Origin of the sequence: Streptomyces prunicolor NBRC 13075 (genome assembly GCF_000367365.1) — a bacterium.
Classification (GTDB): domain Bacteria; phylum Actinomycetota; class Actinomycetes; order Streptomycetales; family Streptomycetaceae; genus Streptomyces; species Streptomyces prunicolor.
Genome location: NZ_BARF01000081.1, coordinates 191,462 through 202,761, shown reverse-complemented (window position 1 = coordinate 202,761; position 11,300 = coordinate 191,462). Strand labels below are relative to the sequence as shown.

Annotated in this window: 10 protein-coding genes and 1 tRNA gene; 7 read left to right on the top strand and 4 right to left on the bottom strand. The window is 76.2% G+C overall.

All coding sequences use genetic code 11. The annotated features are described in order from the left end of the window. Positions 1-61: 61 nt before the first annotated feature. The 5 genes from SPR02S_RS34605 (at position 62) to SPR02S_RS34585 (ending at position 4,555) form a co-directional block, all read left to right on the top strand. Positions 62-1,342: a hypothetical protein gene (locus SPR02S_RS34605; protein WP_174447580.1), complete on the top strand. Its 1,281-nt coding sequence runs from the start codon at positions 62-64 to the stop codon at positions 1,340-1,342. Between the two features lie 37 nt (positions 1,343-1,379). Beyond that, the gene (locus SPR02S_RS34600; RefSeq protein ID WP_019061609.1) at positions 1,380-1,775 is read left to right on the top strand and encodes a hypothetical protein; all 396 of its coding nucleotides are present in this window, start codon (positions 1,380-1,382) and stop codon (positions 1,773-1,775) included. A 517-nt stretch (positions 1,776-2,292) separates the two neighbouring features. Further along, positions 2,293-2,934: a hypothetical protein gene (locus SPR02S_RS34595; RefSeq protein WP_019061608.1), complete on the top strand. Its 642-nt coding sequence runs from the start codon at positions 2,293-2,295 to the stop codon at positions 2,932-2,934. A 756-nt stretch (positions 2,935-3,690) separates the two neighbouring features. Further along, positions 3,691-4,038: a helix-turn-helix domain-containing protein gene (locus tag SPR02S_RS61875; RefSeq protein ID WP_026151118.1), complete on the top strand. Its 348-nt coding sequence runs from the start codon at positions 3,691-3,693 to the stop codon at positions 4,036-4,038. A gap of 70 nt (positions 4,039-4,108) precedes the next feature. Next, a complete protein-coding gene (locus SPR02S_RS34585; RefSeq protein WP_019061606.1) occupies positions 4,109-4,555 on the top strand; it encodes a hypothetical protein in 447 nt (148 codons plus the stop codon). A 22-nt stretch (positions 4,556-4,577) separates the two neighbouring features. Here the strand turns inward: SPR02S_RS34585 and SPR02S_RS63460 are convergent, their stop codons facing one another. Then, positions 4,578-5,030 carry a hypothetical protein gene (locus tag SPR02S_RS63460; protein ID WP_158697926.1) on the bottom strand — a complete coding sequence of 151 codons (453 nt, stop codon included), beginning with the start codon at positions 5,028-5,030 and terminating at the stop codon, positions 4,578-4,580. 140 nt (positions 5,031-5,170) lie between these two features. Here SPR02S_RS63460 and SPR02S_RS34580 point away from each other — a divergent pair, with 140 nt between their 5' ends. Then, positions 5,171-5,668, top strand: coding sequence for a hypothetical protein (locus SPR02S_RS34580; RefSeq protein ID WP_019061605.1), 498 nt, complete (start codon positions 5,171-5,173; stop codon positions 5,666-5,668). Between the two features lie 497 nt (positions 5,669-6,165). Beyond that, positions 6,166-6,239, top strand: a tRNA-Met gene (locus SPR02S_RS34575). Positions 6,240-6,353: 114 nt separating this feature from the next. On the opposite strand, the gene SPR02S_RS34570 is transcribed toward SPR02S_RS34575, so the two are convergent. The 3 genes from SPR02S_RS34570 to SPR02S_RS63455 form a co-directional block, all read right to left on the bottom strand. After that, positions 6,354-6,563 (bottom strand): helix-turn-helix domain-containing protein, encoded by a 210-nt coding sequence (locus tag SPR02S_RS34570; RefSeq protein ID WP_026151117.1) that lies wholly within the window; start codon positions 6,561-6,563, stop codon positions 6,354-6,356. 76 nt (positions 6,564-6,639) lie between these two features. Then, on the bottom strand, positions 6,640-10,371 hold the full coding sequence (locus tag SPR02S_RS64385) for a hypothetical protein (protein WP_020684239.1): 3,732 nt from the start codon (positions 10,369-10,371) through the stop codon (positions 6,640-6,642). Between the two features lie 40 nt (positions 10,372-10,411). Next, on the bottom strand, positions 10,412-10,612 hold the full coding sequence (locus SPR02S_RS63455; protein WP_158697925.1) for a hypothetical protein: 201 nt from the start codon (positions 10,610-10,612) through the stop codon (positions 10,412-10,414). Positions 10,613-11,300: the final 688 nt, after the last annotated feature.

The window sequence follows — 11,300 nt, the reverse complement described above, 5'->3', positions numbered from 1 at the left end:
CAGTTCAGCGGGTACGCGGCGCACGTTTTCCGGGCACCTCGCGGGGTTCTAAACTGTGGCGGTGACCAGAGGAGAGCCGAGCCCGGCGGACCAGCAGCTGATCGAGCACCTGGCGGCGCTCGGCCTGTACGTGTCGGCGGCGCAGCTGGAGCGGTGGCGCGGGGCCGGGCTGCTGCCCGGGCACGCTCGGGCGTGGCTGGGGCGCGGGCGCGGCTCGGTGTCCGTGCTCGCCGACGGCACGGTCGCCGTCGCGGCGGCGATCGCCGGGCACGCGCGGCCGGGGCGGGACCTGCGCTGGACGGTGATCGCCTGGTACGCCGAGGCCGGACGGCCGGTGATCCCCGGGGAGTCGGCGGTGCCGGAGCCGCCGTGGCCGGCCGTGCACGAGGCCCTGCTGTGGGCCGCGGGCCGCTCCCGGGCGCAGCGCCTGGCCGCCGCCGGGCGAGCCGCGGCCGCCGCCGGCGAGGAGGAGCAGGACGCCTTCTACACCCACGTCACCCGCCTGGTCGGGCGTGCCCCGGGCCCTCTTCCGCACCCGGACGAGCTGCTGCGGGTGGTCCAGGACCCGGACGCCGAGCTGGAGCGCGGCACCGACCGCCGGCTGCGGCGCGGCGCGGTCCGCCTGGCCGCGGCCTCCGGCATGGGCGCCGACGAGGTCGGCGGCGAGGCCTTCGTCGACGCGCTCGCCGCCCTGATGCCCGGCCCCGACTGGGCGCCCGTCGCCGCAGAGGCGCGGCGGGCCGAGGAGGCGGGAACCCTGGGCGACTGGATCCGGGCCGGGACGCTCGACCCGCTCGCCCTCCTCCGGGCCGCCGGCGAACAGGAGGTGGCCGCCGCCCGCCGTACGGCGCAGCTGCTCGCCGGGATCGGCGCCCTCTACGTGATGCACGGTCTGCTGATGCCCGACACTCCCGGCCTCGCCCACCTGCGCGAGCAGCTTGACGCCTCCGGTTTCGGCGTGATCGTCGCCCAGCTCGTCCCCCTCATGATCAACCCGACCGGCGTCCCCCAGGCCCTCGTCATGTGCCTGATGCCCGTCATGGGCGCGCTCGCCGCCCACTTCGAGGACCTGCTCGCCCAGCAGGCCGACACCGGGCGCGGGCTGCTGTGGCTGCCCGGCGACGAACACGGCGGCGCCGAGGCCTACATGGAGGCCTGGACCGGCCGCGTCCACCAGCTCGCCGAGCGCTCCCGCACCCGCCGCACCGCCCAGCAGGCCGGCGGAGCGGACGGGGCGCTCGACGACGACGTCGCCGTCGAGGCCGGCGACCGTCCACACGGCGCCGGCCGCATGATGGAGCCCACTCTGCAGCCGGACGAGGAAGGAACCCGCAGCCGATGACCAGCAACGACCGCCGGACCGGGCCGGGATGTGCCGCATGACCCTCTTGGACGACATCGCGCGCGCCTCCCGGGCCTCCCGGGTGCACACGCCGCAGACCGAACTCCGCTACCACGGCGGCCCGCTCGACGGACAGGCCCACACCTGGCCCCTGACCGCCGTGCCGCCACAGATCCCGCTCGCCCCGTCCGCCGGCCGGCCGGGAGGCCGGTACCTCCTCGCCGGCGGAGCGGACGACCCGGACTTCTCCTACCACTGGACACCCGACGCACCCGAGCTGCGACCGGGTTCCGCCGCCCACGACGCCCCCACTCCGGCCGACCAGCTCATCGAGCTCCCCGCCTGGGCCCTCGCCATCCGCGCCGACTTCCAGGACAGCCGGGGCCGGCATGCCTCCCTCCACCTCGACGTCCCGCCCCTGCCCCACGAGTAGCCGTGCCCCCAACTCCCCGATCGCACCAGGTGGTTGGGACACCGCCGCGGGCGCGGCCGGCCGGGCCGTGCGAGCGCGGCCGGGCAGGGAGCTCGCGGGGGCGACGCCGGCATGACCGTCGAGCAGTACGGGCCGCTGCACTACGGACGGACCCAACGGCACGACGTCGTAAGGGAGTTGCTGGGCAGGCGGCCACCGACGCCGCGCTCGCCGGGGCGTGGCCCGAGCTGGAGGACCCCGGCTGGTTCGGCACCCGGCGCCTGATCGACGCCTACGACCGGGCCGCCGCCCTCCGCGACAACGGACGGCGCGGGTACGGGCACCCCCGACTGGTGACCGCCCATGGATCACCCCCGCGTCGGCGGGGCGTGCCATAGTGGCCGCGAGCTCCTGTCCCCGCCGACGCGGGGGTGGCCCCTTGGCAGCCGCGCGGCCCAAGGCGGCACGCGCTGCTCCCCGCGAACGCGGGGGTGTTGACGCGCCACACGCCCCCACGCCCAGGGAGAGGACCCACCCCGTGCAGCACCCGCTCGCCGCCGTCGTCGACCGCATCGACCCCGACGCCCTCTACCGCATCCCCGACCTCGCCGGCCTCCTCGGCCTGGCCCCCGGCAGCACCCACAGCCTCGCCCTCAGCGGCTGGTTCCCCGGCGCCGAGCGCGAACGGGTACCCGGCGCCGCCGGCGTCCGCCAGGTGTGGACCGGCGCCGCCCTCATCGCCGCCGCCGGCATCGACCCGCCGCCCCTCGACCACACCCGCTACGCCCCCTCCACCCTCTGGCGCCTCGGCTGCGGCTGCGACGACTGCCTGGCCTGGCACAACACCGACTCCCGCGACCGGCGGCGCGCACGCTCCGACGCCGCCTTCCCCCAGCAGAAGCGCCGGCAGGTCCTCGACCTGATCGCGGCCGGCGACGTCACCTCGATCGTGGAGGCCGCGGAGCGCGCCGGCACGTCGCCGGGCCTCGTGTTCGGGCTCGCCAACCGTGACCCCGCCTTCCGGGCCGCCCTGGACGAGGCCGCCAACGCCCTGTGCGTCGGCGGCGACCGGTGCGGCCGGCCCATCGGCTACCAGGCCGGCTGCCGCGGCACCGCATGCCGCCGCGCCCACCGCCCGCTCACCACACCCCAGCCCCCACTCCCCCGCCGGCAGCCGTAGACCGACCCCGCCCGCCCCAGGACGACCTCGGGGCCACCGACCGGTCCAGCCGGGCGCGCCGTACGCCCGAGCCGAGCGCGGCCGGCTCCTCGCGGCCCCTGCCGCCCACGGTCCTCCGGCGCCCTCTCCTCCGGTCACCGCGCGAGAGGAGCACCGCGCTTCAAATTCCCCCGGAATTCACCTCCGAATTGAGTTCTCTATTTCTCTTCAAGTGGATTTGAATAACCCGTTGTGTGGAATATCGTGCACGGCAATTCGGGGGCCTGGTCGAGAGTTGGTGTCAGTGGAAAGTGTGCGACCTGTGTGCGCAGGGGCGTACGGAGTGGATCATGGCGTGATCTGAGCGCTGGAGCGCGTACGCGGGGGCGCGCGAGCCCGCCGGGCACCACCCCGCCGGCGGGCGCCGAGGGCGAGTTATGTAACGCGCAGGATGTACCGGCCGGTTGTGTACCGGCGGAAAATGTAACGGCCGGAAGTATGTAACGGCGGCCCGCTGACGCCCGTCCCGCGGCCGGGGTGTTGAGCATTGCAATATTCAACGCCCCGGCTGCGGGACGGGCGTCAGCGCGATCGCGCCCCTGGTACCTGTACCCTCAACTCCCGCTGCCTGTAGGGGTGTTCACTCCCGGTCGGGGCTGTCGGCGACCCGTCAGGGCCTGCACCCGGGTCCGGCTCGCGCGCGGCGACGGCCCTGCCCGTTCCGCGTCACAGCCGGCAGGACAGCCGGAAGCTCGGTGCACGACGGCGGAGGTGACCGTGACGGAGACAGACCGGCTGAGCCTGGCCCGCCGACTGAGAGATGCCCGCCGGCGAGCCGGGCTGTCCCAGCAGGACACCGCCGGCCTGCTGGGAGTGGCGCGGTCCGCCGTCAGCGACATCGAACGGGGCCGGCGCCGGGTGGACGCCCTCGAACTCGCTTCCCTCGCCAGGGCGACCGGCACCGACGTCGATCAGCTGCTCGACACGCCCGCGGACCCGGTGCAGCAGTATCTGCGGGCGCTGCCGGGATGGCGCGATCTGGACGAGGCCGACCGGCGCAGCGTCGAACTCCACGCGGCGTTCCTGGTGTGGAGGCGCCGGCAGCTCCCGCCGCCGCACCGGTGACGGAGCGGCCGCCGGCAGGGAGACCAGCGCTCCGGGAGGCACCGCGGATCCGGCTCCTAGACTGCCGGGCATGGACCAAAAGACGCGGAATGTACCGCAGTTGATCGCTCAGCCGACCGCGTTCCCCATCGGCCAGGCGCTGACGGCCGCGGTCGTCCTCTCGCCGTACGGCGGCGCCGGCGAGGCCGAGATCGACCGGTTCCCCGCGTACGCCTCGCTCGTGCCGCTCACCGACGAGGCACCGGCCACCGGGCCGTGGAACTTCTGGCGGGACGACGACGGCGCCGTCCTCCTGGCGCTCAACAAACCGGGACGCGAGGGGGAGGTGCACGTCGTGATGGAGCTGGCCGATCCTCCGGGCCTGTGGTGGGACCTGGCCCGCGAGCACGCGCAGTTGATCGTGCTCTGGCTGCCGCACGCCCGTCACCCCACCGGCGAGGAGATCACCGCCGCCCTCAACTCCCGGTCCGGCTGGATCGCCTCGGCACGGCGGGTCCCGCCGGTCGAGCTGCTGTAACCCCGTGCCGACCGGCCCGCCGTTACGGCTGCAGGTGCCGGTCGCGGACCGGGATCCCGAGCGGCCTCGGTCCACGGCGGCGAGACGGGCCGGCACCGCCTCCCGGGGGCCGTCCCGGTACGCGCCCACCGCCGGCTCGCGTACGGCGCGGCGGCGGCCGTACGCGCGGGAGCAGCTGCCCGGCGCCGTCGTACGAGGTTCGGGCTGGACCCGGGCTGCGCCGACGTCGACCGATGCCGTCCTCAACTCCCACAGGGCGCAGGGGTGTTCGTTCCCCGGGCGCGGCCGTCGCGGCATCCAGCAGGGCACCGGCGCGCCGACGGACCATGCGCCGGCGCAGCCGGGCGACCAGGAGTACGACCAGCAGCCGCGCGCCCCTGCCGTCCGGGCGAACGGCGGCGCGCCCGGCGATCGGGCCGCCGCCGGCCAGGGCCGGGACGTGATCGGCGCGCACCCGCATCAGCCGAAGCCGCACCGCCTCCTCGACGGCCGCCTACCGGCACTCCGCGCAGGCCCATGCGCCGCACCCGGGCGCCGTGACGTACGGGCGCCACCGTCGTTGACCATGCGGAGCCCTGCGCCGCTCCCCCGCCGATCCTGCCGCTGGAGCTGCCCGTGCCGGTCCTCGACGCCCCGCCCGCCCTCGCCCCCGGGCCCGCGCTGAGCCCCGCCACCGACCGCCGCCCCGTCGAACAGGCCGTCGTCCGGGACGCGTTGAGCGGTGAGCCGCCCGAGACCCTGGTGGTCACCGACATCCCCCAGCCCGACGGCCTGCTCGTGTACCCCGCCTGGACCGACGGCGGCGACGTCCTCGGCGACCGGATCGACCGCCTCGCGCTCGCCCGCGGGGTGGACGGCTGGTCCTGGATCGAGATCCTCCACCGCCACGCCCGCACCACCCACCGCGGCCGGATCACGATCCGCGCCTACCCCCTGCGCCTCGTCCTCGCCGACGTCGAGCGCGGCTACCGCGGCGACGAGACCCACCGCGCCGGCCTCGCCCGCCTCCTGGCCGACGAAGCCGCCCGCCACGGCCTGCCCCCGCTGCCGGCGCCGGGCATCCCCGAATGGGGCGGCGTCGGCCCCCGGCTGCGCAACCGGCGCAGCCAGTAGGACCCGGCCGATCCACCCCACCGCCCCGGGCTCCACGCCGGCCGCGGAGGCGGGGCTCGCGCCGAACACGTCCTCCCGCACGTCCAGGGACTTCCGCCCCAAATCCCGCCCGGGCCCCCGCCGGTCAACGAGCGACAACCCTCACGCACAGCCGTAACGACAACCCCTCCGCCGCGTGGCGCACATACAGCGAGCCGGGGACCGTCGTACGAGCGGGAGCAGCCGCCCGGCGCCGTCGTACGGCCGTTCAGCCCCGGGCCGCGTCGGCACTGTCCAGCGACGTCCGGCGCCGTCCAGAAACGTCCAGAACCGTCCGGCGACGTCCTCCTCGACTCCGCTGTCCCGGCCGGTTGCCCGTGCCCGGGCGCCGCCGAGGGAAGCGGTCGCGGCACGGCCCCGACCCCCGCTTCCGGCACCGCGAGACGCAGCTTCCGCCGCGCCGCAGCGCGAGAATGCCCCGCCGGGCCCGCCGGCATCCACTACCCTGGTCGAACCGACGCGGGGTGGAGCAGCTCGGTAGCTCGCTGGGCTCATAACCCAGAGGTCGCAGGTTCAAATCCCGCCCCCGCTACGCAAGGCTCAGGCCCCCTCCGAAGGTAGAACTCGGAGGGGGCCTGAGCCGTTGTCGGAGCAGCATTCCCGCGTCGTATGCCATCGCGGGGGCGTACCTGGGTGGCGTCGCGCGTCAACGAGCTGTCCGGCTCCGGCTGTTGGGGCCGCCGCGCGAGCGCATGGCGGTGCCGGCCTCGGTGAGCAGGCGGTGGACGAAGCCGTAGGAACGGCCGCAGCCCTGGGCGAGGGTCCGGACCGAGGCTCCCTTGTCGTACGCCTTCTTCAGCTCGGCGCCGATCTTCTGTCGGGCCGGCCCTTTGATGTGGACGCGGATTCCCAGCATGTCGCCTCCCTTCAGGCGCGTGCTCGTGAACGGCTGCGGCCGACGCCGCGGTGGGCCGGGCGCGGCACCGGGTGGCTCACCGGCGGGCGGCGGCGCCGACGTCGCCGGCATTGACCAGCGCCGTCCTCAGCTCCTGCACCCCGCGGGGGCGTTCGCCGGAGGGCAGGGCGGTTGCGGCGTCCAGCAGGGCGCGGGCGTTGCGTCGTACGGCCGCCTCCCGCCATGTCCCGGGCGCCCGGGCAACCAACTCCGCGGCCAGCAGCAGGGCCTCGGCGCTGTCGGGGTGGGCGGCGGCGCGGTCGGCGACGAGATCGGCGTCGGTCAGGGCCGGGGAGTGCTTGGCGCTCGCCCGCATCAGCTCCAGCCACACCGTCTCCTCCACGGCCGCGTCCGCGAAGGCGCCCGCACCTGCCAGCGCGCCCGCCGGCAGGCCGGCCGCGAGCGCGGCCCGCCACAGGTCCACAGCCGCCCCCACCCGCGTCTGCTCGGCCGACGGGAGCGGGCCGTCGTCGCCGGTGTGCGGCGTGCGGGCGGCGATCGCCTCCAGCAGGCGGGAGACCGCGGCCACGCCGTCGCCGGTGCCGGCCGCCAACTCGGTCCACCAAGAAGCGGGTTCACCCAGGAGAGCGGGGTCGGCCAGGAGGGCGTGCGCGAGGTGCTCGGCGGCGCCGGGCACGGCGGCGCGCAGCGCGGCGAGGAGCTCGGCGCGGTCCAGGGCGGCGAGGAGCTGCCCGTCGGGGCCTCCCCAGCGCAGCCAGGAAGCGGCCGGCGAGGTCCGGCCGGGCTCGATCCCGTAGAGGGCGGTGCGGTGGGCGGCGGCGAACGCGGGCGCGTACCGGTGCAGGGCCGGCAGGTGCACCCCGATCGCGGTGGCCACCGCCTCCTGGCCGGCGTGCGCGGCCAGGACGGCGGCGACCGTGTCCAGGACGCCCTCGGGCATCTCGCCGACGGTACGGTCCCGGTGGACGGCGTACTCCAACAGAGCGCCCAGCGCCCGGACTTCAGGATCCGATCCCACCAGCGTCGGCGCCGTCACCTCCCCTCCGGTTGCCGAAGCAATGGCGCCCGGGCCGCTGGCTGGGGTAGCGGCGGCCGAGGTGGTCGTGCCGTCCTTGGCCTCTGCGGCGGCGGAGCGGGTGAGCGCGGCGACCAGTGCCTTCAGGTACGCCATGGCGTCCTTGTCCTGGTCACCGGCGAGAGCGTCGGCGCGCCAGGCTGCGGTAAGCAGGTCGAACAGCGCCTGGTCGGCGAAGAACACCGCGGCGGGCAGGCGCCGTACGCCGTCGGAGCCGACGGCGGGGGCGATCTCACCGAGGCTGCGGCGTACCGCGAGCGCCGCGGCGACAGCCGCCGGCAGCGCACCGTCCGGAAAGGCGCCGGCCCGATCGGCGTGAGCGGCGGCCGCGGCGAGATAGAACGCGGCGAGCTCAGGCAGCTTGAGGGCGGCCAGGACGGCGGGCACGTCGGTCGTCCAGGCGGCCGGGCCGGCGGCGACGAGACGGTGCAGCACCATCGCGTACCCGTCGTCGCCCGCGTCCGTGGCGCCGGCGATCCGGGCCGCGGTGGCCACCGGCCCGTGTCCGGCCGCCAGTTCCACCAGTTCCTCGGCTTGAAGGGCCGTGGTGGTCGTCGACGGTTCCAGCACGGCCTGGGCGCGCGGGTCGGAGGGGCCGGCGGGCTCAAGGCGGCGCAGCGCCTGAAGCACCGGCTCCCAGCCCTCAAGGACCGTGGAGGTCAGGACGGGCGACCAGTCCCACACCCGCAGCCATGAGGCGAGCGGCTCGGCCCTCCCGTCGGCCTGGTCGGCGGCGGGCAGCACCTCGACCAGGGCGGCGGGCGGCGGGGTGCCCAGGGCCGTACGGACGTCCGTCTCCAGCTGCGCGGTGTGCTCGGGCGGACAGGCGGCGAGGAGCAGTTCGACGAGGCGAGCCGGCTCCGGGGCGGGACCGGCGGCCAGGGCCTGCGGGACGAGCGCGAGGGCCTCCTGCCACCACTCCTGGCCGTCCAGGGCGTCGGCGGCCGGCGGACGGTGGGCGAGGTGCGCGGCCATCAGGCGGGTGTGGAGGCGGGCATCGAGGGCGGCCACCCGCCGGAAGTGGCGGGTGCGCTGGGGCAGGCCGGTGCCGGCGTCCGCGTCCGCCGCGGCGAGATCGAGCACGGCGCGCGCCAGCCGCGGCCCGCCGAACGCCGCGGCGTCATCGACGCGCACCTGGTCCAGGTCGGCGTGGAAGACCACCGGCCGGGAACCCTCGGGGGTCAACTCGACATCGTGGGCGAGGAGTTTGGCCAGGACCGCCCTGACCGCGCCGACGTTGCGGTGCGCGGGGCCGCGGCGGCCGGCCGGGTACGCGGTGTCCGCGAACTCCCGTACCAACAGCCCGACTTCGTGATCGGGCAGGCGGGAGGCGACCTCCCGGGCAACCAGTTCCCGCATCTCCGCCTCGTCGACCAGCCCGGTGAAGGCCACCGGCTCTCCGGCCGCCACCATCTCCTCGGCGGCGGCCACGCGCTCGACAACGGCCCGCAGCGCCAGATGGCCGGCGTACTCGTCCTCGACGGCGCCGGCCAGCAGTCCCTCCACCGCACCGATCCACTGCCCCGTCCGCTCGGCGCGCGGAACCGCGCGGGCCCACCGCGCGGCCAGGCGCAGCGTCGCCCCCACCTCCAGACCGTCTCCGTCCCGGACACCGGGTCCGGCCAACACGGAGTGGAGCTGGGCGGCTTCGACGGCGTCCCAGCGGCATACGGCCACGCCCAGCAGCGCGTCCAGGGCGAGGCGGCCGGTGGCGGCGATCTGCTGGGCCCGCAGGACACCGGGGGCACCCTGGCCGGCAGGCTCGCTCAGCCAGGCGCGGACAGCGTCCGAGTCGGTAGCGGCGATGTGGTCGAGGAACGGGGCGGCCGGCCACCGTCCGTCGGCCGCCTGGTCTGGCATCAGCAGGTGCGGCGCGTGCTCCTGCAGTACGCCGAGCCACGCCGTGGCCGGGCCGGAACGGAAGAAGAAGTCGCTCGCGCGCGGGTCCGCCCAGCCGGCGAGCTCCTTCGCCTCGACGGCACCCGGGTGCTGGAGGGCGACCAGCTCGAGGACGCGGGCCGCTCGGTCCGGGAGCGGCACGAGCAGGTTGCGGGCGGCGCCGAGGATGTCCGCGTACAGGACGGCGGCCTCGCCGGGGTGGGCCGCACGGCCGTGCAGGATCCCCGAGGCCACCGAGTACACGGTCCCCCACACATCCAGCGCCGTCTCCTGCGCCGCACCGAGCTCCACCCCCATCAGCCGCTCCACGATGCCCCGCGCCCGCGCCTGGTGATACCGGCCCGGACGGCTGAGCTCGTCACGCAGCACGTCCGCGGCCGCCGTCACCCGCTCCCACACCGCTCCCGCCCCGGCCAACGCGCCACCAGCCGCGTCGTGGGCGTCGGCGGTGCCGGCTTCGACGGCCGGCCCGTCGGACGGGGAGGCCTCACCGGCCGAGGGCGCGGCGCCCGCCGGTCCGTCCGGCCCGGAGACCTCGGCGGCGGGGGGCGCGACGGCATCCACCGCGGCCAGCACGCCTTCCGCCGCCGCCTTCAGTCCCACCGTGACCGGGGCACCGGGCAGGCCCAGCAGCGCGTCCGCCGCGGACCGCACACACGCCGCGGCCACCTCGGACGGCCGTACGAACCCGTCCCCGGCCAGGACCCGGTGGGCGTCCCGCAGCAGCCCCAGCGCCCGTACGCCCGCCTCCCCCTGCGCCGTCAGGGCGTCCGCGAGGACGTCGTCGACCTCGGGCAGCACGCTCGCGCCGGCCGGCGCCACCTCGTCGCTCATCCCCGCACCGTAGACCCGCCGGCCACCACCGGCGGACCGGCTATGGCGGATCCGCCATAGCCACCCGCCCGACCTGCCGCTTCTCCCCCACGCGCCGGCCGCCGACACCGCCCTGGCCGCCTCGGCGCGCACCGAGGTGAGGAGGTCGTACGACACGGCGCTGCTGCTCGTCACCCGCCGCAGGGGTGAGCGCCCGCACCGGCCGTCGTACGACCGCGGGCGACCACCGCGGTCCTGGCAAGCCTGCGGACGGTGCACGCCGCCCGAGGCCCGGCGGACACCGCCGTACGGCCGCCCGCTGCCGCATGGGCGCGTGCGTGGAAGTGTGTGAATGTGTGAAATCCGCCCGGCTGCACGTCACTCCGGGCGCAGCGGACGACACCGTCGTACGGCCTCGCCACGGTGCGCGGCGGGTGACGAGCAGCAGGCCGGGCGTATTCCAGGACGTCCGGGGACCCGCGCTTCCCTCGTTCCGGGAGCGGGGCGCCGCACGGCGGACGAATCCCCGGGCCGGGATGCCGAGTTGCGACGGGCGCGCTCCCCCGGACCTGGTCGGCACAGTACGGTGCTCGCGCCGCCGGCGCACTCGAAGGCCTCCCCCGCTCCGGCCGGTCACTCATACGCAGATTCCGACCAGAACAGCAGGTCAACCACCGCACAAGGAAGGTCAGTTGACGCCTTGCGGGCGGTCCAGGGCTCAGCCGGGCAGAGAGCAGCACGTCGAACGCGGGGCCGGCCGTTGGCCGGCGTGGGCGTGCCCCCTGTCGGGGGCCGCGTGGGGGTGAGGCCGGGTCCCTTTCGGGACCCTGGCCGGTCGGGTGCGGGGCCGGGGCCGTTGGCCCCGGAGCGGGTGGGGCGGTCGGGCCACGCGCAGGCCTGCACGCTCGACGACGAGGTCGACAGGGGCGACGGCCGGTGCGGACCGCGAG